Raw genomic sequence first — 21,747 nt, forward strand, 5'->3', positions numbered from 1 at the left:
CGCTGCCATTCGCGCAGCCCTCTCCCACAAGGGGAGAGGGCACAGCAACGGCACCCCGCACAGGAACCAGGACAGTTAAAATGAGCACCACCACCAAGCCCCCAGCAGGCTTCAACGACTACATCGTCGCCGACATCGGTCTTGCCGATTTCGGTCGCAAGGAGCTCTCGCTCGCCGAGACCGAAATGCCCGGCCTGATGGCCACGCGTGAAGAGTACGGCCCCAAGCAGCCTTTGAAGGGCGCGCGCATCGCCGGCTCGCTGCACATGACCATTCAGACCGGCGTGCTGATCGAAACCCTCAAGGCACTGGGCGCCGACATCCGCTGGGTGTCGTGCAACATCTATTCGACGCAGGATCACGCCGCGGCCGCCATCGCCGCGGCCGGCATTCCGGTGTTCGCCGTCAAGGGCGAGACGCTGAAGGATTACTGGGACTACACCGCCAAGCTGTTCGACTGGCACGGCGGCGGCCACCCGAACATGATCCTCGATGACGGCGGCGACGCCACCATGTACGTCCACCTCGGCCTGCGCGCCGAGAACGGCGACACGGCATTCCTCGACAAACCGGGCTCCGAGGAAGAGGAAGTGTTCTTCGCGCTGCTCAAGAAGCAGCTCAAGGAAAAGCCGAAGGGCTACTTCAGGGCGATCGCCGACAGCATCAAGGGCGTGTCGGAAGAGACCACCACGGGCGTGCATCGTCTTTATGAAATGCAGAAGGCCGGCACGCTGCTGTGGCCTGCGATCAACGTCAACGACTCGGTCACCAAGTCGAAGTTCGATAACCTCTATGGCTGCCGTGAATCGCTGGTGGACGGCATCCGCCGCGGCACCGACGTCATGATGTCGGGCAAGGTCGCGTTCGTCGCGGGCTTCGGCGACGTCGGCAAGGGCTCTGCCGCGTCGCTGCGTCAGGCCGGCTGCCGCGTGCTGGTGTCGGAAATCGATCCGATCTGCGCGCTGCAGGCGGCGATGGAAGGCTATGAAGTCGTCACCATCGAGGACGCACTTCCGCGCGCCGACATCTATGTCACCGCGACCGGCAACAAGGACATCATCACGCTGGACCACATGCGCGGCATGAAGGACCGGGCCATCGTCTGCAACATCGGCCATTTCGACAACGAAATTCAGGTCGCGCAGCTCAAGAACTTCAAGTGGACCAACATCAAGCCGCAGGTCGACGAGATCGAGTTCTCCTCCGGCAAGCGCATCATCCTCTTGTCCGAAGGCCGCCTCGTGAACCTCGGCAACGCGATGGGCCATCCGTCCTTCGTGATGTCGGCGTCGTTCACCAACCAGACGCTGGCGCAGATCGAACTCTTCGCCAACAACAAGGACGGCAAGTACAAGAAGGAAGTCTACGTGCTGCCGAAGTCGCTCGACGAGAAGGTCGCGCGGCTCCACCTTGCCAAGATTGGCGCGAAGCTCACCGAGCTGCGCAAGGATCAGGCCGACTATATCGGCGTGAAGCCGGAAGGCCCGTACAAGACGGATCACTACCGCTACTGAGAACCACCCGTCATTCCGGACGGTCTGCGAAGCAGGCCGATCCGGAATCTCGATGGGTTGGAAAAGAACCTCTGGATTCCGGGTTCGCTCGCGATGCTCGCGCCCCGGAATGACTGAAACAGAAAAGCCCCGGATTGTTCCGGGGCTTTTTTGCTATTTGCTGCTGGGCGCTGCCGGCGCCGTGATGGTCACGCTGGGCCCGGAGCTTTTGCTCTTCATTCCGCCCTGCAGGAAAAAGAAACCAATGCCGACAACGATTACGGCGCCCACGATCACGCCCAATATTCCAATTCCACCACTTCCGCCTTCAGCCATCTTGTCCTCCTCCTAAAAAATGGCAACGGTCACGAAGCTGTTATGTTCCCGCCCGCACAATCCGGCATGCGCGTATCGCGGTTTGCGAATCCCGATAAGATGCGCAGGTTTCCGGTTCATTCGCTGATGCGAGGTTGCTCGTGACCGAATCAAGCGCCTATCCGACGACGGTTTCGCTGCTCGGTGTGCCCATCGAAGTGGGGGCCTCGCAGAAGGGCGCGCTGATGGGCCCGGCGGCGCTGCGCACGGCGGGCATCGCACAGCTTTTGGAGAGCCTCGACTTCAAGGTGGAGGATCACGGCGACATCGCGCCGCGTGAGCTGAGCTTCAGCGATGAAGCGCCCCCGGCGAACGCGAAGCACTACCGCGAGATCAAGGCCTGGATCGGCGAGACCTCAAGGCGTGCCTACGCCATGGCGAAGTCCGGCGCGATTCCGATATTTCTCGGCGGCGATCATTCGCTGTCGATGGGTTCGGTGAACGGCGTCGCGCGGCACTGGCACGAGCAGGAGCGCGAGCTGTTCGTGCTCTGGCTCGATGCCCACGCCGATTACAACACGCCCGCGACCACGATCACCGGCAACATGCACGGCATGTCCGGCGCATTCCTGTGCGGCGAGCCGGGGCTGGACGATCTGCTGCCGCAGAGTGAGCGCTCCTCCATCGTGACGCGCCAGCTCGGCCTGTTCGGCCTGCGCTCGGTGGACAAAAAGGAAAAGGAATTGCTCGCGCAGCGCGATGTCTGGATCGCCGACATGCGCCGGATCGACGAGTTCGGCGTCAGCGTCCTGATGCGCGAATTCATCGAGCGGGTGAGGGCGCGCAGCGGCGTCCTCCATGTCAGCCTGGACGTGGATTTCCTCGATCCGGTGTCGGCCCCCGGCGTCGGCACCACGGTGTCGGGCGGGGCGACCTATCGCGAGGCGCATCTGGTGATGGAGATGCTGCAGGATTCCGGGCTGGTGCGCTCGCTCGATCTGGTCGAGCTCAATCCGTTTCTGGACAACCGCGGCCTCACCGCGCGCACGGTGGTCGAACTGGTCGGCTCGCTATTCGGCCAACAGATTCATGACCGCCCGACGCCGAGCAATGCGGTGGTGTAGGCGAATTCAGTTTCAGTGCGAGATTTCCAACGCAGCCGGAGCGTTGTCTTTCAGCGCGATGAGCGGCGCATTCAATTCGCAGACGAGACCGTCCGCTGCATAGGTCGTGGTGACCTTGCCCGAGAAGTCTCCCTCGAGTAAGCGCGAAATCAGTCGCGACCCGAAGCCTTTCGCAGCCGGAAGCGGCTCCGTGACTTTTGGGCCGCCTTTTTCTGTCCATATGAAACGAAAGCGGGGTTCGGCATCGATGACGTCATTCGTCCACTCAACATTGACGGTGCCGTTTGTGGAAAGCGCCCCGTATTTGACTGCGTTCGTTGCAAGCTCGTGAACAGCGAGCGCTATTGCCAGCGCCTGCTTGGGCAACAACTCTACGTCGGGACCGCCGATAGTGATATGCCTTTGTCCGGTGCGGTGCGGAGCCAAAGCGCCTTCCACAACGGCTTTAATCGGCGCGCCCACCCAACTCGTCTGGGTCAGGATGTCGTGTGCGTGACTGAGCGTGAACAGGCGCGCTAAAAACGCCTGGCGGGCATCGGGAAACGCTTTCGCCCCGCATCGTTTGGTTTGCGATCGCACTGACGATGGCGAGTGTATTCTTGATGCGATGCTGTAATTCAGCCGTGAGCAGGGCCTGTTGCTCGATAGCATCCTTCAGCGCTTCCGTGGCTCTCCATTCTTCCGTGATATCGCGAGAGATCGAGAGCAGGTGTGTGGGTTTGCCTGCGTCATCGACGATAGGGGACACCTGCACATCCCAATAACGAGGATTCCCTTTCGCGGTGTTTGCCGCTCCCTTGAAGCGGCCGATACCGCCAGCTTTTGCCGTTGCAACCGCCTGACTGGCATCGATGTTACCGGTGCCTTCCCAGAAGTCCGGCCAGGGGCAGCCTTTCAATTCTGAGAAGTTTTCGACTTCCATAACGCGCTTTCCGCCGTCGCTCATGAACTGAAGGCGGCCGTCGAGATCGAGGATTTTGATGCAATCGCCGCAACCCGCCAGCACGCTTCGCAGGACATCGGCATTTCCAACCAGCGTTGGGCTTGCGGCGTTCAGTTCGTCGTTCATGGAACTGGTCGTCGATGAAGAGGCAACGTCAGATGGCATCGCTTAGCGGGTCCAAAAATCCAAATGAGTAATGACAAACACTAAATACGGCGCCTCAACCAAAGGCTAGAACTCCATGCAGGAAGAACTTCAATTCATTGCCAAAGTTCCGGAGGAGCCATCCTTCTTCGCGGCGTCGCGCAGGCCTGCGGGCGCGGTGCAGTGACAGGCCGGCATGGATGCCTCGCTGGTTAGTTGAAGTGAATCTTCCGGGAGAGCTTTAATGCTCGTTCCGCCCGTTAAGCTGGAAATGCCGCAGCACCTGCGGGTTATTTTCAGCGCCCAAGCCTCTGGCATTGCTCGCTTAAACGCCTGCGCCGCCGCGCGAACACAATTGAGTTGTTGCTTTAGGGCCGGCAACTGCTACAAGCCTCGCATTCGACCTGCGGCACAGCTTTTGTTAAAGCGCCCTTTGGACCTTTTCGGTCCCCTTCGGCTCCTTACCCTAAGACATCGCTAGATTGGATTTGCTCCGCGCGACGTCGTGCGGGACTGCGCATGTACGCGCCTCTAAGGATTGTTTGTTATGACGACTGGTACTGTGAAGTGGTTCAACGGCCAAAAGGGCTTTGGTTTCATTCAGCCGAACGATGGCGGCACCGATGTGTTCGTTCACATCAGCGCTGTCGAGCGCGCTGGCCTGACCGGCCTCGCCGAAGGACAGAAGGTTTCGTACGAAGCCAAGGTTGACAAGATGCGCGGCAAGACCAGCGCAGAAAACCTGCAGATTCTGTAAGGCCGATCGCGGCAGCCGGACACCGGTTGTCGCGCAAGCCCGAACAAGAAAAAGAGCCAGGCGCTGCATCCACGGATGTACTGGTTGCAGCAGCCAGCTTTTCGCTCGTTTCACGGATGTAATGAAACGGACGTCACTAGTGGAGCGGATTTGACATTCGCTCCATTTTTGCGACTGCTTCCCAAAGCGAATGTCAAATCCAAAGCTCCACTAGAAATATATCTGCCGGTGGGCCTTTGATTCTAACATTCGCAAGGAAGCCCGCCGCAATATGATGCGAATGTTAGAATCGGCCCACTAGGCCCCGTCAGAAATGATGGGGCTTTTTGCTGTCCGGTCCTGATCCCGAAAAGCGGACATCGTTTCAAACAAGGCGTTGCGCGCACCGACGCCGCAAAATCGGGTTGCCATGCCGCCCCGCTTGCCGGTTAAATCCGGGGCAGGGAGACTGAAATGCTCGACAAGACCAAAACAAATAACGACCACTTCGATGTGCTGGTCGTCGGCGCGGGCCTGTCCGGCATCGGCGCGGGCTATCACCTGCAGAAGAACTGCCCCGGCAAGAGCTACGCGATCCTCGAAGGCCGCGAGAGCATCGGCGGCACCTGGGATCTGTTCCGCTATCCCGGCATCCGCTCCGACAGCGACATGTATACCCTCGGCTATTCGTTCAAGCCGTGGACCGAGCCCAAAGCCATTGCAGATGGTCCGCGCATTCTGAATTATGTGCGCGAGACCGCGCGCGACAACGGCATCGAACAGAAGATCCGTTTCAACCATCGCGTCAAAAGCGCGTCGTGGTCGTCCAAGGATGCGCGCTGGACGGTGCAGGTGGAACGGGGGCCTGCAAAGGAGATCGCGCAGTTCACCTGCGGCTTCCTGTTCATGTGCAGCGGCTACTACTCCTATGAAGGCGGCTATGCGCCGGAGTTTCCCGGCGCACATACATTCAAGGGCCGCATCGTTCATCCGCAGAAGTGGACCAGCGACATCGATTATGCCGGCAAGCGCGTCGTGGTGATCGGCTCGGGCGCGACGGCGGTGACGCTGGTGCCGGAAATGGCCAAGACCGCTACCCATGTCACCATGCTGCAGCGCTCGCCGACCTATGTGGTGGCGCGGCCCGCCGAAGATGCGCTCGCCAACAAGCTGCGCGAGAAGCTGCCGGCCAAACTCGCCTATCACCTGATCCGCTGGCGCAATGTGCTCTGGGGCATGTATTTCTTCCAGCTCTGCCGCCGCAAGCCGGAGCGCGCCAAGCAGTTGATCCTTGGCGGCGTGCGCCATGCGCTCGGGCCGGATTACGATATCGGCACCCATTTCACGCCGCGCTACAATCCCTGGCAGCAGCGGCTGTGCCTGGTGCCCGACGGCGACCTGTTCAAGTCGATCAAGGAAGGCAGTTCCTCGGTGGTGACCAGCACCATCGACACCTTCACGCCGAAGGGCATCCGCCTCGCTGACGGAAGCGAACTGGAGGCCGATCTGATCGTCACCGCCACCGGCCTCAATCTGCAGGTGCTCGGGGGCATGCAGGTCAGCGTCGATGGGCGCGCGGTCGATTTCGCGCAGACCCTGAACTACAAGGGCATGATGTATTCCGACGTGCCGAACCTGGCCTCATCGTTCGGCTACACCAATGCCTCGTGGACGCTGAAATGCGATCTCACCTGCGAGTATGTCTGCCGCCTGATCAATTACATGGACAGGCACGGCTACAGGCAGTGCACGCCGCGCAACACCGATCCCGAGGTGCAGCGCGAGAACTGGCTCGATTTCACCTCGGGCTATGTGCAGCGCGCGGTGGCGAAGATGCCGAAGCAGGGCTCGAAGCGGCCGTGGAAGCTCTATCAGAACTACGCGCTCGACATCGTCTCGCTGCGTCTCGGCAAGGTCGATGACGGCGTGATGGTGTATGAGTAAGGGCGCTTTCTGCCATCATTCCGGCATGTGGCTTGTTGATCTCTCCACACGTCATTCCGGGATGCGCCCGCTTGGCGCAGACCCGGAATCCATTTTCCTCTATATATCACTGGATTCCGGGCTCGCGCGAAGACGCGCGCCCCGGAATGACGATGGAGTTTGATGCGATGAAGTCCCTTCCGTTCGCGCTCGGCCTGATGCTGGCCGCATCGCCGCTCTATGCCGACACCCAGCCTGCAACCAGCAAGGTCGTGGTCAAGCCGGTGATGTCCGCCACCACGACGTCGAGCGGGCAGCCGATCGTGCTGCCGCAAAAGGATGCGCAGGTCATCGTTTCGACCTACGAGATTCCGCCGGGCGCGGTGCTGCCCAAACACAAGCATCCGTTTCCGCGCTACGCCTATGTGCAGGCGGGGACCATCGCGGTCACCAATCTCGACACCGGCAAGACGCAGACCTTCAAGACCGGCGACTTCATTCTCGAGGCGGTCGATCAGTGGCACTTCGGCGCCAACAAGGGCAAGGTGCCGGTGAAGCTGCTGGTGATCGACATGGTCGAGAAGGGCGCGGTCAACACGGTGCTGCAGAAGTAAGCTCGCTCACATGTGACGGCGGATGAACGCGCCCGCGTGTTCCAGCGCGCGGCGGCCGGGTTCGAGATGCGCGTTCCACAGCGGCCAGGCGTGGATCATCTCCGGCCACACCTCCAGCGTCACGTCCACATCCGCCGCGCCCAGCGCCGCCGCGAAGCGAGCGGCGTCGTCGAGCAGCGTCTCGTGCGAGCCGACCTGAATCAGCGTCGGCGGAAAGCCGTGGAGATCGGCGAACAGCGGCGAGATGCGCGGATCGTTGCATGCGACGCCCGAGGGCACGAAGGCGTCGGCGAGTTCGCCGAGATAGCCCTTGTGGATGATCGGATCGACCGCGTCCTTTGTGGCCAGCGAGTTGCCCGACATGGTGAGGTCGGTCCAGGGCGAGGCCAGCCACGCGCAGGACGGATGCTCGCCTTGCACGCGCAGCGTGTTGATCAGCACGGCATTCAGATTACCGCCCGCGCTGTCGCCGCCGATGGCGATCTGCGACGGCAGATAGGCCTGCTTGCGCAAGTAGCGCCACGCGGTCATCGCGTCGTCCAGCGCTGCGGGAAACGGATGCTCCGGCGCAAGACGATAGCCGACCGCCAGCGTGCGGATTTTCGCCGCGCGTCCGGCTTCGGTGACCATGCGGCGATGGCTTGTGAGCGAGCCTGAGCAGTAGCCGCCGCCGTGGAAGTACATCAGCACGCGCGAGGCATCGCTGCCGGGCGCCAGCGACCATTCGCCCGGCACGCCGCCGAGATCGACGCTTGTCAGAACGATGTCGTCGGCCACCGGCCAGACCGAGCCGATCTCGTCCAGCCGCTCGCGGCGCTGCGCCCAGCCGACCGGCCGGGCCTTCGCCGTCAGCAGCGCGCGGATGGCGTCGATCTCGGAGGAGGGCATGGTGCTGCTCCTGTTGCGGTGAAGACCTTACTTCTGTTCGAGCCGCCACACACCGTCCCAGTCATCGCCGGGCGGGTCTGACGCAAAGCCGTCGAGACGCTTGATGAATGTCAGCGACGGCCCGTCATCGGGGACAGCTTTGAGCGCCGCGGCAAAGGCGCCGCGCGCATCGTCCCAGCGCCGGGCGCGATAGGCGGCGAGGCCGTCGGAATAGTGATCGCGAAGCGCGGTCTGCGATGCCGTCAGCGTGCCCTTGCGGCCCATGATCTCGAACACCGTTTCCGGGTGGGTCTGGCCCAGCGTCACGATCCGGTCGATCTCGCGCGTATCGATCTCGCCGGCGGCGCTGGCAACCGTCGCCTCCGAAACAAGGATGCGGCTGCCATAGGCCTTGTTCGCGCCTTCGAGGCGAGAGGCGAGGTTCACCGTGTCGCCCATCACAGTGTAGCTCATCATCAGTTCCGAGCCGATGCTGCCGACCAGCACCTCGCCGGTGGCGATGCCGATGCGAATGTCGAACGGCGCGGGGAGATTGCGCACCCCGAGCAGTTCGGGAAGCTCATTGCGCAGTTGCGGGACAAGCTCCAGCATGTCGAGGGCGGCGATGCTGGCGAGCCGCGCCTGATCGGCATCGGCGGTGAAGGGAGGGCCCCAGTAGGCCATGATGGCGTCGCCGATATACTTGTCGATGATGCCTTCATGCGCGCGCACCGGTGCGGACATCGCCGAGAGATAGCGGTTCATCACCTTGACCAGCCCCTGCGGCGTCGTCCCCCGGCTGGTGCTGCTGAATCCCTTCACATCGCAGAACAGCACGGTCATGACGCGGCGCTGCCCTTCGGATGCGATCGCCGGCTTGTCGATCAGTCCCTCGACCACGCGCGGATCGATATACTTGCCGAAGGTTTCGCGGATACGCTCCTTGAGACGCAATTGCTCGACCATGCTGTTGAACGCGGTGGTGAGCTGGCCGATTTCGTCCTGCGTGGTGACGATGATCTTTTCCTCAAGATGTCCGGCTTCGACCGCGCGTGCACCTTCCAGCAGTTTCCGGACCGGCCGCGTCATGCCGGCGCTGACCAGCATGGAGAACACCAGCCCCATGGTGGCCGCGAGCGCGGTCAGCACCGCGGCGATGATGGTGACCTGCGACTGCTTCTGCCGGGTCCGGTCGGCTTCCGTCCGCAATACCGCGAACATGTCCGCACGGATCGAATCGAGGCTCTCGTTGAGTTCATTGCGCAGGGCATCGACCCGCGCCAGCCCGTCATCGATGGCCTTGGTGTCGCCGGTTTGAAGCAGCGGCAGCATGCGCTCGATCTCGCTGTTGAGATGGCTGCGGGAGACGTTGAGTGCGGTCTCCAGCCGGGTGTCGAGCCGGGCCAGCGCTGTCGGGTCGGAGAATGTGACGCCTTTCTGGATCAGGCCGTTGATCAGTGTGCGTGCGGCCTGCACTTCCTGCTCGACTTCAGCGCCTTTGGTCTCAAAGACGCTGCGGATCGCGGTCAGGCGGTCGCTGCCGAATGGCGAGCGAATCCGTTCGATCACCATGCGGCGCAATTCCAGCGCCCGCTCGACGGAGCGGATGTTGGCGCGCGCCAGATTGCCGTAGGCCGGAATGTAGCTGGTCGTCAGTTCTTCGAGGCGGGCGGATACCTGCATCACCGACACCATGGACAGGATCGCCGTGACCGCCATCAGGACGATGAGCGTCACGGCAATGCCCATGATTTTTCGCCGGATCGACAAACGGATCATCGCAATTCCCCAAGGTGGGGGGAACTTTATCGCGAAATATGCGACCGCGATATGCGGCGGCATCTTGGGGGCAAACCCCACGCCGAGATATTTCAACAATTATTGAAATATTTCTTGCGCCGGCGAAAATATTTCAATAATCATTGAAATATGAACAAGCCGGATATCCTCGCGGCGCTGGCCGCCCTTTCGCAGGAAAACAGGCTGGATGCCTATCGCCTGCTGGTGCAGGCGGGTCCCGATGGGATGCCTGCGGGCGAGATTGCCGCGGATCTCGGCCTGTCTCCCAACGCGCTCACGTTCCATCTCGACCGGCTGCGCGAGGCGGGCCTTGTCAGCGCTCGGCGCGACGGCCGTTCGATGATTTACGCGGCCCAGTTCGACACCATGAACGGCCTGATCGGATACCTCACCGAAAACTGCTGCGGCGGGGCGGTCGATTGTGCGCCCGCTGTGTTGTGCAAGCCTGTGCGCAGGCGCACCAAGGTTTCTGCGTAAACGAAGGAGAGATTCCATGAAGCGTTTGCACGTTCACGTCGCCGTCAACGATCTCAGTCAATCGATCGGCTTCTATTCCGCATTGTTCGCTGCGCAGCCTTCGATCGTGAAATCCGACTATGCGAAATGGATGCTGGACGATCCGCGCGTCAACTTCGCGATTTCATCGCGAGGCAGGGAAGCCGGCCTGGACCATCTCGGCATTCAGGTGGAAGACGCACAGGAGTTGCAGGAGGTTTACGCACGGCTTCGCGTTGCCGGTGGCGAGGTCGTCGAGCAAGGTGACACCGCCTGCTGTTATGCAAAGTCGGAAAAGTCTTGGATCGGAGATCCGGCCGGAATCTCGTGGGAGACTTTCCTCACCAAGGGGGAGAGCACCAATTACGGCGACGGAACCGGCGAAAACGAAGCGCGTATCGCACACGAGAAGAAATCGGCGTGTTGTGCGCCGGAGATGAAGCCTGCTGCGGCCTCGGCCTGCTGCTAGAGGTCACGATGTCTGGCGAGATTTACAACGTCCTCTTCCTTTGCACCGGAAATTCCGCGCGCTCGGTGATCGGCGAGGCGATCCTCAACAAGATCGGCGCGGGCAAGTTCCGCGCCTACAGCGCCGGAAGCCAGCCCAAGGGTCAGATTCATCCGGAGACCATCAAGCTGCTGGAAAGTCTCGGTTACGATACGTCTGGCTTTCGGTCGAAGTCATGGGCTGAGTTTGCGCGTCCCAGCGCGCCCTTGTTCGATTTCGTCTTCACCGTCTGCGATAGCGCAGCGGCGGAATCGTGCCCTGTCTGGCCGGGGCAGCCGATGACGGCGCATTGGGGCATTCCCGATCCGGCGGAAGCGACGGGCACGCCCGCCGAGATCGCGATGGCCTTCAAGGAGGCCTACCGGCTGCTCAATCAGCGCATCGCAATTTTCGTTGCTCTTCCAATTCGCTCTCTCGACGAACTGGCTCTCCGCAACAAACTGAAGGACATCGGCGGGATGGAAGGCGCAACGAAAGCGCCCGAACGGACCTGATGCCTTCCCTCGCACAACGTGCCTTCGCCGAATGGCTCGGCACGGCATTCCTGCTGGCTGCGGTCGTCGGTTCTGGAATCATGGCGGAGAAGCTCGCGGGCGGAAACGGCGCCGTCGCGCTCCTGTGCAACACCTTGCCCACTGGCGCGATCCTTGTCGTCCTGATCCTGATCTTCGGTCCGATTTCGGGCGCGCATTTCAATCCGGCGGTTTCGGCCGCCTTCGCGATGCGCGGTGAATTGTCATGGCCCATCGCCGCGCTTTACATCGCAATGCAGGTGACCGGCGGGATCGCGGGGGTGTGGGCCGCGCACCTGATGTTTGAACTGCCGCTCTGGCAGTTCTCGACCACGGTGCGTTCAGGCGGCGGGCAATTGTTCGCCGAGGGTATCGCCACTTTTGGATTGCTGTTGACGATTCTGGGGTGTGTGGCGCGCGCGCCCTCAGCGGTGCCTTACGCGGTCGGGCTCTATATCACCTCGGCATACTGGTTTACGGCGTCCACATCCTTCGCCAATCCGGCGGTGACGGTCGCGCGTTCGCTGTCGGATACATTTGCCGGAATCGCACCCGCAGGCGTGCTGGCCTTCATCGCCGCTCAGCTTGTCGGCATGCTTGCCGCCGTCGTAGTGAGCGGCTGGCTGTGGAGGCGAACCACAAAGCCAGCGTAGCCCGGATGAAGCATGGCAATTTCCCATCGTCATTCCGGGATGCGCCCCTTGGCGCAGGCCCGGATCCACGACTGCGAAAATCACCTGAGTGGCTGTGGATTCCGGGCTCGCAGGAAGACGCGTGCCCCGGAATGACGGCGGACTCTCGAAACATTTCGTGATGGGGATACAAATCCCCGCGCTCTGAACCTCACTTATGTTTGCCGTGTCCCGCCCCGTCATGAGGGGCGTTTCGCGATCGTCACGATACGCGGGGCGGGATGCGGTGGCGCGGCAGCGTCAGGCCGGAGCGAGGGTCGCGGGGCGCAAGCCCGGATCGCGCGCACGCACCCGCAAGGGCGTGCGCAAGATCCGGAGGCGTGTGAGCGATGCAAGCGACGGCAGACGAACCACGCTGTGCGTTTGACGCGACGCGGGAAACCGCTTCGCCTGGCAGCGAGTCATCATTGACGCGTTGTCTACGGCGAACCGGAAGACCACTTCGCCGGACAACGCTATCCCGCGCCGGCCCAAGTCGTGTGGTCCCGACGCCCGAAGCTGGCGTCAGTCCGGCAGAGAGCTGCTTCCAACCGGAGGCGGAAACCCTCAGCAGGGATGCGGTGACGTAGCATCGTCCACCGGGGAGAGCACGAAGCAAGCCGGAGCCCCACCGCGTGCGGAACGCCGGATGCAAACGGCGTGACCGTGGCGACTACGCTCGTGTGCTTTCTCACTTTTGCACACGGGGCTGCGGATGCGCTTGCGCATCCGGCGTTCCGCGCGCCCTCATTCAAGGGCGAAGCGATCAAGATTTCGGGCGCCCCCGCGCCGTCATAACAACAGGGGCGATGAAGCGTGGCTACGCGAGGGATCGCGCGATGTGCCGGGCGAATGCTAAATTTTAGAAGCATTGCCTTCTGCCTGCGGAAAATACATTCTCCCGGCTCCGTACCTGCAAATCAAAAAGAGCTAAGACAGCCTCAAATGACAGCCTCATCCCGTGACCGCCTCGAACAAGCCCTCGTGAAAATCGCCGATCCCGCCGGGGAAGGCGCGCGCTCCTGCCTCACCGTCTATGCCGACGAGGCCCGCAAGGCGGCCGATGCTGCCGACGCACGCATCAAGTCCGGCGGTTCGCGCGGCCCGCTCGACGGCGCGGTCATCACCATCAAGGATCTGTTCGACGTCAAGGGCGAGGTCACCCGCGCCGGATCGAAGGTGCTGCCGGCGCGCAGCAAGCCGGCCACGGCGGATGCCGCCATCGTCACGCGTCTGCGCGAGGCGGGGGCCGTGATCGCCGCCAAAACCAACATGACCGAGTTCGCCTATTCGGGCCTCGGCGCCAATCCTCATTACGGCACGCCGGGCAATCCTGCGGACCGCAAGCGTGTGCCGGGTGGTTCGTCCTCCGGCGCCGCGGTCGCGGTGGGCGACGGCGTCGGCGAGATCGCCATCGGCACCGATACCGGCGGTTCGACGCGCATCCCCGCGGCGTTCTGCGGCGTCACCGGCTTCAAGCCCACGGTGAAGCGCGTGCCGCGCACCGGCGCATTTCCGCTGTCGTTCACGCTGGATTCGATCGGGCCGATCGCGCGCAGCGTTGCCGATTGCGCCAATGCCGACGCCATCCTGGCCGGCGAGACGCCATCGCCGCTGTCGCCGCCTGCGCTCGGCGACGTGCGCGTCGGCCTGGTGCAGGGCTATCCCGTCGAGGGCCTCGATGACATCGTCGGAAAGGCCTATCCGCTGGCGCTGGCCAGGCTCGGCTCGCACTGGAAGGGCAGCGACATCACCCTCGATGCACTCTCCATCATGCACACCGCCAACGAACGCGGCGGTGTCGCCCCGCCGGAGGCGTATGCCATTCACCGCACCCTGCTGGCGGAGGCGGGCGAGGGCGTCGATCCGAATGTGCGGGCGCGCCTGCTGCGCTCGGAGAAGATCAGCGCGGCGGATTACATCCTCGCCTTGCGCGACCGCGAGCGCGGCATCGCGCAGATGGACGCCGTGTTCGACAAGGTCGATGTGCTGGTGATGCCCACGGTGCAGATCGTCGCGCCGACCATGGACGAGGTGTCGACGCCGGAAAGCTTCAACAAGCGCAACGTTCAGGCGCTGATGAACACCGCGATCTGGAATTTCTTCGACACCTGCGCGATCTCGCTGCCGATCCGGCTCGGCAATGCGCTGCCGGTCGGCCTGATGCTGGTCGGCCGTCACGGCGGCGACCGCAAGCTGCTCGCCATCGCGGCTGCGGTGGAGAAACAGTTGGAGGCGTAACGGGACGTTGCCACATCCTCGATCGTCATCACCGGGCTTGACCCGGTGATCCACCTTCCTAAATGCAATGAAAAACGTGGATGGCCGGGTCAAGCCCGGCCATGACAGTTTCAGAGGTTTGCGTTAGCCGATCGCGACCTTCAGCGTGCCGATGCCGTCGATGCCGCATTCGATCTTGTCGCCGGGCGACAGCGCGGCGACGCCGGCAGGGGTGCCGGTCAGGATGATATCGCCGGCGCCGAGCAAGACCTGCAGCGAGAGCTTGCCGATGATTTCCGCGACATTCCAGATCATCTCGGAGAGATCGCCCTTCTGCTTCTCCGTGCCGTTGACCGAGAGCCAGATCTTGCCCTTCACAGGATGGCCGATCTCGGCGGCGGGACGCAGCGCGCCGCAGGGCGCGGAGAAATCGAACGACTTGCCGATCTCCCAGGGCTGCTCCTTCTTGCGCGACGCCATCTGCAGGTCGCGGCGGGTGAGGTCGATGCCGACGCCGTAGCCGTAGACGTGATCGAGCGCCTTGGCCGGATCGATGTTGGCGCCGCCGCTCTTCAGCGCGACGACCAACTCGACCTCGTGCTGGAAATCCTTGGTCAGGGAGGGATAGGGGATTGTCGCGCCGTCGCCGGTGATCATGTCGGCGTGCTTGGCGAAAAAGAATGGCGGCTGGCGCTCGTCGTTGCCCATCTCGCGGATGTGCTCGAGATAGTTGCGGCCAACGCACCAGATGCGGCGCACCGGGAAGGATTTCGATTCACCGGCGACGGGAATGGACGGTTGCGTGAGTGCGGGAATGACGAAGCTGGCGCTCATGGGAATTCCGGTTCTGGGAGGGCAACGAGGCGGGAGACGCGATCTTACGCGCTGGCGGCGACGGGAGCCAGCGGGTTGGCTTCACGATGCTGCAAACGGAAGAACGAGGCATAGCGCCCGCCGCGCCGCAGCAAGTCATCGTGACGCCCGGTTTCGACGATGGTGCCGTTCTCGACCACCAGGATCTGGTCGGCGTGCATGATGGTGTGCAGGCGGTGGGCGATGACGATGGTGGTGCGGTTCTGGCAAAGATGCTCGATCGCTTCCTGCACCTGCTTCTCGGACTCGGAGTCGAGTGCGGCGGTGGCTTCATCGAGCAGGATGATCGGCGCGTTCTTCACCAGCGCGCGGGCGATGGCGATGCGCTGGCGCTGGCCGCCGGAAAGCTGCGTGCCGTGTTCGCCGACCGGCGTGTCGTAGCCGCGCGGGAAGCTCATGATGAAATCGTGGGCGCAGGCGGCCTTCGCGGCAGCGACGATCTCTTCCTCCGATGCCCCGGCTTTGCCGAACGCAATGTTCTCGCGAATGGTGTCGCGGAACAGGTAGACGTCCTGTCCGACATAGGCGGTCTGCTGGCGCAGCGAGCGGCGCGAGACGTCGGAGATGATCTGCCCGTCGATGACGATGGCGCCAAACTTCGCCTCGTACAGCCGTAGCAGCAGCGCCAGCACGGTGGATTTTCCGCCGCCGGACGGGCCCACCAGCGCGGTCATCTTGCCGGGCTCGGCGACAAAGCTCATGCGGTTGAGCACGGTCTCGTTGCCGCGATAGGCAAAGGTGACATCGCGGAATTCAACCTTTGCTTCGGTCAACTGCAATGCGGGCTTGTCGCTGTCGTCCGGTTCGCTCGCCGGGCTGTCAACGATTTCGAGCAGCTTGCGCGCGCCGATCAGATAGCTGTTGAGTTCGATGTTGAGGCGGGCGAGCCGCTTGGCCGGTTCATAGGCCAGCAGGAACGCGGTGATGAACGAGAAGAACTGTCCCGGCGTCGCGCCGGTCGCGATGATGCGATAGCCGCCATACATCAGGACGCCGGCGATGGCGAAGCCGCCGAGGGTTTCCATCAGCGGGCTCGACCGGCCCTGGACCCGCGCCATCTTGTTGGCGTTGGCTTCAACCATCGCGATGTTCCGGTCGATCCGCGCCTGCATGGTGTCTTCAAGCGTGAACGCCTTGACCGTGCGGATGCCTTGCAGGGATTCCTGCATGGTTTCGAGAATGTCCGCCGTGCCGGTGAACTGGTTGTGAGCGAGGCCTTTGATCCTCTTCACCAGCTTGCGGATGACGAACAACGCAGGGGGTGCAATCAGCAGCCCGGACAGCGACATCCACGGGTCCTGAATCACCATCACGGCGGCCAGCCCGACCAGCGACAGGAAATCGCGTCCGACGGCGTTGATCAGGAGACTGAGAACCTGGGTCACGGATTGCGCGCCCGCGGTCAGCCGCGCGAGGAACTCGGAGGAATGGCGTTCGGAATAGAACCCGACATTCTCGCGCATCAGTTTCGCGAACAGCCGGCGCTGATTGCTGGCAAGGATGGCGTTGCTGATCTTCGACAGGATGACCGTATGACCGTAGGTCGCTGCGCCCTTGAGCGTGAACAGAACGATGATCGCCAGCGACAGCATCACGATGCCGTTGATGCTGCGATTGACGTAGGTCTGGTTGATCACTTCGCCAAGCAGCCAGGCGGACGCGGCTGTCGCGCCGGCGGATAACGCCATCAGGACGAAAGCGACCGTATAGCGCCGCCAGTGCTGGAGGCCCTGTTCGGTGATCAGGCGGCGAATAAGGGCAGCCGCCCCATAAGGGTCGTCGGTGATTTTTCGTGGAAGCTCGGTCATCCGCGTTCCATTGACGGCCGACACAACCGGCGCCCCGTCAGGGTTTCTGCGATGTCCGTCTCTTGCCCGCTATGGACCGGATTTTCAAGCGGAATCAGGGCCTTTGGGTCAATTCTACACTACGCTGAAACCGCCTGCCGGCCGTCCCGGAGCCGGTCTGCCAGCAGTTTTTCCTCCCATGCCAGCGCATGGCGGGCGATGGTGTCGAGATCGTCGTAGCGCGGCGTCCAGTCCAGCGTGGCGCGAATGCGTGATGTATCCGCGATCATGGTCATGATGTCGCCGGGGCGACGATCGGCATACTGAACGGCGAAATTACGGCCCGACGCACGCCGCACTGCCTCGACGGTTTCGAGCACCGAATAACCACGGCCATAGCCGCAATTCAGCGTCGCCGAAGGACCGCCGTTCTCGAGATAGGCAAGCGCCGCGCGATGCGCGTCGGCCAGATCGGTCACGTGGATGAAGTCGCGGATACAGCTTCCGTCAACCGTCGGATAATCCGTGCCGAAGACGTCGATCTTGGCGCGCTGGCCGGTCGCGGCTTCGACGGCGATCTTCAGCAGGTGCGTCGCGCCGACGGTTGCGAGACCGATCCGGGCTTCCGGGTCGGCGCCGGCGACATTGAAGTAGCGGAGCACGGCGTAATGCATGCCGTGCGCGGAGGCGACGTCGTGCAGCATGATCTCGGTCATCAGCTTCGACGAGCCATAGGGCGACAGCGGACGTGTCGGCGCTTCTTCGGCAACGGGCATCTGGTCAGGATTGCCGTAAACCGCGGCCGTCGATGAAAAGATGAAGCGGCTGATGTTGCACCTGACCGCCGCGTTCAGAAGATTGCGCGTCGTCATCGTGTTGTTGCGGTAGTAGCCGAGCGGATCGCGCAGCGAGTCAGGCACCACGACCGAGCCTGCGAAATGAATGATCGAGCTGACGTTGTGCGCGGCGATCACGCCTTCGACCAGGTTTTCGTCCGCGACATCGCCGATGAACAGGGGCACGCCCTCGGGCAGGAATTGCGAAAAGCCGGTCGAAAGATTATCGACGACGACGACGCTTTCGCCCGCATCGACCAGCGCACGAACCGTGTGGCTGCCGATGTAACCTGCGCCTCCGGTGACCAGAACTGTCATGGCTTTCCAATCCGCATTGCGTCCGCGCTCCGTTGGGCGCCTGTTGCGCGGAATGTGGAGCGAAGATGTTGCCGGAAGCTTGCAGAGAAACGATGGAAATGGGGTATAAAGCCGGGCTCTCGCGCCAAAAGGCTTCGCTTTTCCCGGCCGAAACCGCTTTATGGTTTCCAAAACGTAACGCCTAACAAGAGTTCCAGCCCCTCGCTCCGATGCCCGGTATCATTTTCATCAAGACCTCATCGCTCGGCGACGTGGTGCATCACATGCCGGCCGTCACCGATGCGCACCTTCACGCGCCCGATGCGCGGCTGACGTGGGTGGTCGAGGAAGCTTTCGCGCCGCTGGCGCGGCTCCATCCGGCGGTCAGCGAAGTGATCCCGGTTTCGACGCGGCGGTGGCGATCACAATTGATGCGCTCAGAGACCTGGAGCGAGGTCTCCGCGTTCAAGGCGAGATTGAAATCGGTCAAGGCCGAGAAGGTGATCGATACGCAGGGGCTGATCCGTTCTGCGCTTATCGCGCGAGCAGCATCCGGTGAGCGGCACGGCTACGACGCATCGAGCATCAAGGAGCCGGTCGCATCGTGGTTCTATGACGTCAAGCACGCGGTTGCGCGCGATCAGCATGCGGTGATGCGCAACCGGACGCTCACCGGATTGAGTCTCGGTTATCGGCCCGATCGGGCCATCGACTACGGGCTGATTAAGCCGCCGCGCAGTGGTGATGCGCGTTATGCGGTATTGTTTCACGGCACATCGCGCGCATCGAAGGAATGGCGTGAGGTCGACTGGATCGGTGCAGGCAAGTGGCTGCACGCGCAGGGCCTTGAGGTTGTGCTGCCGTGGGGCAATGAGCGCGAGCGGTTGCGCTCTGAGCGGCTTGCTCAAGCTATTCCGGGAAGCCGCATTCTTGATCGCCTGCCGCTCGATGAGACGGCGAAAGTGATTGCCAATGCTTCGCTGGTGGTCGGCGTCGATACAGGTTTGCTGCATCTGGCCGCGGCCTATGAAGTGCCGCTGATCGCGGTGTTCCTTGCCACCGATCCCGGCCTGACAGGTCCAGTCGGCAACGGATCGATCACGGTGGTCGGCGGGAAGGATGCTTATCCGTCTTTCGAGCGGGTCATCGAAGCGGCGGAGAAGCTGCCGCTCAAGCGCTGACGCGCTTGCTCAAGATATTCTCGACAAATCCCGAAATATCCGTTCCCGAAAACAGATAGCCCTTGATGCCCGCCGCCATGCCCGCATCGAGATCGCGTTGCTTGTCGCCGATGACGAAGCTGCGCTCCCTGTCGATCTGCCAGTGCTTCATCAGATCGAAGATCATGCCGGGCTGCGGCTTGCGCCAGCCGCACTCGTGATCGTATCCGGTGACTGTTCCGTCAGGATGATGCGGGCAATAGCGGAAGTCATCGATGCGCGCGCCGTCGCGCGCCAGTTCATCGCGCATCCAGTTGTGCAGCGCGCGCACATCGTCCTCTGAGAAAAAGCCGCGTGCGATGCCGGACTGGTTGGTGAAGACGAAGACGTAATAATCGGCCTCGTTCAGCTTCCTGATCGCATCCGCCACTCCCGGCATCCACCGGAGTCTGTCGCGGGTGCCGACATAGGCGTCGTCGAGATTGATGACGCCGTCGCGGTCGAGGAACGCCGCTGGTTTAGGTGTCGCGCCGCTGTCCGCCATCATTTTGGTTTTGTCGCGCCGATCAGCACTTGCTCGACCTCGTCGCAGATTGCGTGCATCGCCATCATATGGACCTGCTGGATCACGGGCGTGTCGTCGGTCGGCGAAACGAACAGATGATCGCAGGAGGCGCGCATGCTTTCGCCCTTTGCGCCTGTGAAGCCGACGGTCGTCACGCCCAGATCGCGCGCCAACTTGATCGCGGCGAGGATGTTCGGCGAACGGCCCGATGTGGAGAGCGCAAACAGCACGTCGCCACGCTTCGCAAGTCCCTGCACCTGCCGCGCGAACACCTGCTCGAAACCGTAGTCGTTGGCGATGGCCGTCAGCGCGGATGTATCGGTTGTCAAAGCGATCGCAGCCCAGCCGGCGCGCTCCTGCTTGTAGCGGCCGACGATCTCGGCGGCGATATGCTGGGCGTCGGCGGCGCTGCCGCCATTGCCGACCAGCAGGAGCTTGTTGCCGGACTTCAGAGCATCCGCGACAACGCGCGCGATGGTATGCGTCGTCGCGAGAAGCTCGTTGCTCCGCACGGCTTTGGTCAGCCCGTCGAGCGAACTTTGAAAATGTGCCGCGATCCGGTCCTGGCTCACATGTCACCGTGTGGGTTCGAATTCGCCTCAGTGGTAGTCACAGCAGGATAGAGGCGCAAGTGCGAGCGTCTTTCGAGATTAACGGGCGCTGGCCATCACGCGCTGCGCAGTCTCCACGACCTCTGATGCCGTGATGTCGCGCATGCAGTGATGATCGTTCTGGGTGCAGACCGGTTTATGACACGGCTGACAGGGCAGGTCGGTGGCGCGCTTGATCGTCGCCGCGAGGCCGTTCAGCGGCGCCCAGTGATAGGGGCTGGTCGGGCCGAAAATACCGATCGCCGGGGTGCCGATAGCAGCAGCGATGTGCATCAGGCCGGAATCGTTGGAGATCACGGTTTTCGCCGCCGCCATCGCCATGATGCCGTTGCGCAGGTCGGTCCCGGTGAGATCGCGCACCCGTGGTCCTGCGAAATTCACAATATCGGTCGCGATGGCTTTTTCGCCCGGTCCGCCGACCACCCAGACCTCAAAGCCCTGTTCGGCGAACATCCGCGCCGCCTCTGCATAGTAGGTCCAGCGCTTCGAGGCGCCGACCGACCCGGGCGCCAGCGCGACCGCAGCGCCGAGGCCGAGGTTTTTGGCCTGCCGCCAGGTTGCGACTTCTGCGGGCGGCACCACGAGTTGCGGCACGGGCCATTGCTTCGGCAGCGGGGCGTTGGCGGGCAGGGCGAGGGCGGCGTTCTTGTCGATAAAGCGGGGCATCTTCCGCTCGCCCCAGCGCCAGTCGTTGATCAGCCCAAACCGGACCTCGCCGACCCATCCCGTGCGCTGGGGAATGCCGGCCAGCGTCGGCGCAATGGCGGATTTCCAGGTCCGCGGCATCACAAGGGCGGTGCCGTAGCCGGCGGCCCGGAACTGCTGGGCCAGCGCCCATTGTTTCTTCAGGGCGAGCTGCCCCCGCGGGAGGTCCCAGACGATGCCTTTGCGGACGCCCGGCATGTAATCCACCAGCGGCGCGCACAGGCTGGTGACCAGGAGGTCGACCGGCCGGTTCGGCCACCGCTCTTTGAGGACCCGAACCACGGTATGGCCACGCACGAAATCCCCGATCCACATGTACGGGACGACCAGAACCGGGCTGGTTTCCGTGGGGTCGGGCGTCACGCCAATATCGCCTAAAAATGAATTTATGTTCATTTATTGAAGGGTTTCGGGTCGATCGTTACGGGTCCGGGAGAATTGTGGACGATCAGCCGGTTACCGCGTCCCCCGCACCACGTCCAGATGCGTTTTTGCGGCTCCGGGCAGGCTGGCGTCCTTCACCACAGTGCCGGACGTGAGTTGCCTGC

20 protein-coding genes and 1 pseudogene are annotated in these 21,747 nt (G+C 62.6%); 11 read left to right on the top strand and 10 right to left on the bottom strand.

Going from position 1 to position 21,747, the window contains the following annotated elements; genetic code table 11:
* Nucleotides 1–80: 80 nt before the first annotated feature.
* A complete protein-coding gene (gene ahcY / locus ACP7AL_RS08360; RefSeq protein ID WP_425990573.1) occupies nt 81–1,514 on the top strand; it encodes an adenosylhomocysteinase in 1,434 nt (477 codons plus the stop codon).
* A gap of 153 nt (nt 1,515–1,667) precedes the next feature.
* Here the strand turns inward: ahcY and ACP7AL_RS08365 are convergent, their stop codons facing one another.
* On the bottom strand, nt 1,668–1,829 hold the full coding sequence (locus ACP7AL_RS08365) for a hypothetical protein (protein WP_425990575.1): 162 nt from the start codon (nt 1,827–1,829) through the stop codon (nt 1,668–1,670).
* A 140-nt stretch (nt 1,830–1,969) separates the two neighbouring features.
* Between ACP7AL_RS08365 and rocF the strand changes: the two genes are divergently transcribed.
* A complete protein-coding gene (gene rocF, locus ACP7AL_RS08370) occupies nt 1,970–2,932 on the top strand; it encodes an arginase (protein ID WP_425990577.1) in 963 nt (320 codons plus the stop codon).
* Between the two features lie 12 nt (nt 2,933–2,944).
* On the opposite strand, the pseudogene ACP7AL_RS08375 reads toward rocF, so the two are convergent.
* Nucleotides 2,945–4,040, bottom strand: a pseudogene (locus ACP7AL_RS08375) (sensor histidine kinase).
* A 526-nt stretch (nt 4,041–4,566) separates the two neighbouring features.
* Here ACP7AL_RS08375 and ACP7AL_RS08380 point away from each other — a divergent pair.
* From ACP7AL_RS08380 to ACP7AL_RS08390, 3 genes are all read left to right on the top strand, one after another.
* A complete protein-coding gene (locus ACP7AL_RS08380) occupies nt 4,567–4,776 on the top strand; it encodes a cold-shock protein (protein WP_006021548.1) in 210 nt (69 codons plus the stop codon).
* A gap of 453 nt (nt 4,777–5,229) precedes the next feature.
* Nucleotides 5,230–6,699, top strand: a complete 1,470-nt coding sequence (locus ACP7AL_RS08385; protein ID WP_425990579.1) for a flavin-containing monooxygenase — start codon at nt 5,230–5,232, stop codon at nt 6,697–6,699.
* Between the two features lie 167 nt (nt 6,700–6,866).
* Nucleotides 6,867–7,292, top strand: a complete 426-nt coding sequence (locus ACP7AL_RS08390; RefSeq protein WP_425990581.1) for a cupin domain-containing protein — start codon at nt 6,867–6,869, stop codon at nt 7,290–7,292.
* 6 nt (nt 7,293–7,298) lie between these two features.
* On the opposite strand, the gene ACP7AL_RS08395 is transcribed toward ACP7AL_RS08390, so the two are convergent.
* Together ACP7AL_RS08395 and ACP7AL_RS08400 are read right to left on the bottom strand one after the other, a co-directional pair.
* Nucleotides 7,299–8,180 (bottom strand): alpha/beta hydrolase, encoded by an 882-nt coding sequence (locus tag ACP7AL_RS08395; RefSeq protein ID WP_425990583.1) that lies wholly within the window; start codon nt 8,178–8,180, stop codon nt 7,299–7,301.
* A gap of 27 nt (nt 8,181–8,207) precedes the next feature.
* A complete protein-coding gene (locus tag ACP7AL_RS08400; protein WP_425990585.1) occupies nt 8,208–9,938 on the bottom strand; it encodes an adenylate/guanylate cyclase domain-containing protein in 1,731 nt (576 codons plus the stop codon).
* 150 nt (nt 9,939–10,088) lie between these two features.
* Here ACP7AL_RS08400 and ACP7AL_RS08405 point away from each other — a divergent pair, with 150 nt between their 5' ends.
* From ACP7AL_RS08405 to ACP7AL_RS08425, 5 genes are all read left to right on the top strand, one after another.
* Complete coding sequence (locus ACP7AL_RS08405; RefSeq protein ID WP_425990588.1) at nt 10,089–10,436, top strand: ArsR/SmtB family transcription factor; 348 nt, start codon at nt 10,089–10,091, stop codon at nt 10,434–10,436.
* A gap of 16 nt (nt 10,437–10,452) precedes the next feature.
* A complete protein-coding gene (locus tag ACP7AL_RS08410; protein ID WP_425990590.1) occupies nt 10,453–10,923 on the top strand; it encodes an ArsI/CadI family heavy metal resistance metalloenzyme in 471 nt (156 codons plus the stop codon).
* 8 nt (nt 10,924–10,931) lie between these two features.
* Nucleotides 10,932–11,456, top strand: coding sequence for an arsenate reductase ArsC (locus ACP7AL_RS08415; protein WP_425990592.1), 525 nt, complete (start codon nt 10,932–10,934; stop codon nt 11,454–11,456).
* Nucleotides 11,456–12,127 (top strand): aquaporin, encoded by a 672-nt coding sequence (locus ACP7AL_RS08420; protein ID WP_425990594.1) that lies wholly within the window; start codon nt 11,456–11,458, stop codon nt 12,125–12,127. Before ACP7AL_RS08415 ends, ACP7AL_RS08420 begins: the two co-directional genes overlap by 1 nt.
* Nucleotides 12,128–13,090: 963 nt before the next feature.
* Nucleotides 13,091–14,386, top strand: a complete 1,296-nt coding sequence (locus ACP7AL_RS08425; RefSeq protein WP_425990596.1) for an amidase — start codon at nt 13,091–13,093, stop codon at nt 14,384–14,386.
* A gap of 123 nt (nt 14,387–14,509) precedes the next feature.
* Here ACP7AL_RS08425 and ACP7AL_RS08430 read toward each other — a convergent pair whose 3' ends face one another.
* From ACP7AL_RS08430 to galE, 3 genes are all read right to left on the bottom strand, one after another.
* Complete coding sequence (locus ACP7AL_RS08430) at nt 14,510–15,199, bottom strand: fumarylacetoacetate hydrolase family protein (protein WP_425990598.1); 690 nt, start codon at nt 15,197–15,199, stop codon at nt 14,510–14,512.
* A gap of 44 nt (nt 15,200–15,243) precedes the next feature.
* A complete protein-coding gene (locus ACP7AL_RS08435; RefSeq protein ID WP_425990600.1) occupies nt 15,244–17,046 on the bottom strand; it encodes an ABC transporter ATP-binding protein in 1,803 nt (600 codons plus the stop codon).
* Between the two features lie 119 nt (nt 17,047–17,165).
* The gene (galE, locus tag ACP7AL_RS08440; protein WP_425990602.1) at nt 17,166–18,179 is read right to left on the bottom strand and encodes a UDP-glucose 4-epimerase GalE; all 1,014 of its coding nucleotides are present in this window, start codon (nt 18,177–18,179) and stop codon (nt 17,166–17,168) included.
* A gap of 209 nt (nt 18,180–18,388) precedes the next feature.
* Here galE and waaC point away from each other — a divergent pair, with 209 nt between their 5' ends.
* Nucleotides 18,389–19,339: a lipopolysaccharide heptosyltransferase I gene (gene waaC, locus ACP7AL_RS08445; RefSeq protein ID WP_425990604.1), complete on the top strand. Its 951-nt coding sequence runs from the start codon at nt 18,389–18,391 to the stop codon at nt 19,337–19,339.
* Here waaC and ACP7AL_RS08450 read toward each other — a convergent pair.
* From ACP7AL_RS08450 to waaF, 3 genes are all read right to left on the bottom strand, one after another.
* Nucleotides 19,329–19,865: a D-glycero-alpha-D-manno-heptose-1,7-bisphosphate 7-phosphatase gene (locus ACP7AL_RS08450; RefSeq protein ID WP_425990606.1), complete on the bottom strand. Its 537-nt coding sequence runs from the start codon at nt 19,863–19,865 to the stop codon at nt 19,329–19,331. The genes waaC and ACP7AL_RS08450 overlap by 11 nt on opposite strands.
* Entirely contained in the window at nt 19,862–20,455 is a 594-nt protein-coding gene (locus ACP7AL_RS08455) for a D-sedoheptulose 7-phosphate isomerase (RefSeq protein ID WP_006021533.1), read from the bottom strand. The genes ACP7AL_RS08450 and ACP7AL_RS08455 overlap by 4 nt, the downstream gene beginning before the upstream one ends.
* A 78-nt stretch (nt 20,456–20,533) precedes the next feature.
* Nucleotides 20,534–21,595: a lipopolysaccharide heptosyltransferase II gene (waaF, locus tag ACP7AL_RS08460; RefSeq protein ID WP_425990609.1), complete on the bottom strand. Its 1,062-nt coding sequence runs from the start codon at nt 21,593–21,595 to the stop codon at nt 20,534–20,536.
* Nucleotides 21,596–21,747: the final 152 nt, after the last annotated feature.

The organism is Afipia sp. DC4300-2b1 (assembly GCF_049895725.1).
GTDB lineage: Bacteria > Pseudomonadota > Alphaproteobacteria > Rhizobiales > Xanthobacteraceae > Afipia > Afipia broomeae.

What these genes read in the sequence shown, in the direction of transcription:
- ahcY (WP_425990573.1), top strand. Translation starts at nt 81, where the DNA reads ATGAGCACCACCACCAAGCCCCCAGCAGGCTTCAACGACTACATCGTC.
- ACP7AL_RS08365 (WP_425990575.1), bottom strand. Translation starts at nt 1,829, where the DNA reads ATGGCTGAAGGCGGAAGTGGTGGAATTGGAATATTGGGCGTGATCGTG.
- ACP7AL_RS08380 (WP_006021548.1), top strand. Translation starts at nt 4,567, where the DNA reads ATGACGACTGGTACTGTGAAGTGGTTCAACGGCCAAAAGGGCTTTGGT.
- ACP7AL_RS08385 (WP_425990579.1), top strand. Translation starts at nt 5,230, where the DNA reads ATGCTCGACAAGACCAAAACAAATAACGACCACTTCGATGTGCTGGTC.
- ACP7AL_RS08390 (WP_425990581.1), top strand. Translation starts at nt 6,867, where the DNA reads ATGAAGTCCCTTCCGTTCGCGCTCGGCCTGATGCTGGCCGCATCGCCG.
- ACP7AL_RS08395 (WP_425990583.1), bottom strand. Translation starts at nt 8,180, where the DNA reads ATGCCCTCCTCCGAGATCGACGCCATCCGCGCGCTGCTGACGGCGAAG.
- ACP7AL_RS08400 (WP_425990585.1), bottom strand. Translation starts at nt 9,938, where the DNA reads ATGATCCGTTTGTCGATCCGGCGAAAAATCATGGGCATTGCCGTGACG.
- ACP7AL_RS08405 (WP_425990588.1), top strand. Translation starts at nt 10,089, where the DNA reads ATGAACAAGCCGGATATCCTCGCGGCGCTGGCCGCCCTTTCGCAGGAA.
- ACP7AL_RS08410 (WP_425990590.1), top strand. Translation starts at nt 10,453, where the DNA reads ATGAAGCGTTTGCACGTTCACGTCGCCGTCAACGATCTCAGTCAATCG.
- ACP7AL_RS08415 (WP_425990592.1), top strand. Translation starts at nt 10,932, where the DNA reads ATGTCTGGCGAGATTTACAACGTCCTCTTCCTTTGCACCGGAAATTCC.
- ACP7AL_RS08420 (WP_425990594.1), top strand. Translation starts at nt 11,456, where the DNA reads ATGCCTTCCCTCGCACAACGTGCCTTCGCCGAATGGCTCGGCACGGCA.
- ACP7AL_RS08425 (WP_425990596.1), top strand. Translation starts at nt 13,091, where the DNA reads ATGACAGCCTCATCCCGTGACCGCCTCGAACAAGCCCTCGTGAAAATC.
- ACP7AL_RS08430 (WP_425990598.1), bottom strand. Translation starts at nt 15,199, where the DNA reads ATGAGCGCCAGCTTCGTCATTCCCGCACTCACGCAACCGTCCATTCCC.
- ACP7AL_RS08435 (WP_425990600.1), bottom strand. Translation starts at nt 17,046, where the DNA reads ATGACCGAGCTTCCACGAAAAATCACCGACGACCCTTATGGGGCGGCT.
- galE (WP_425990602.1), bottom strand. Translation starts at nt 18,179, where the DNA reads ATGACAGTTCTGGTCACCGGAGGCGCAGGTTACATCGGCAGCCACACG.
- waaC (WP_425990604.1), top strand. Translation starts at nt 18,389, where the DNA reads ATGCCCGGTATCATTTTCATCAAGACCTCATCGCTCGGCGACGTGGTG.
- ACP7AL_RS08450 (WP_425990606.1), bottom strand. Translation starts at nt 19,865, where the DNA reads ATGATGGCGGACAGCGGCGCGACACCTAAACCAGCGGCGTTCCTCGAC.
- waaF (WP_425990609.1), bottom strand. Translation starts at nt 21,595, where the DNA reads ATGAACATAAATTCATTTTTAGGCGATATTGGCGTGACGCCCGACCCC.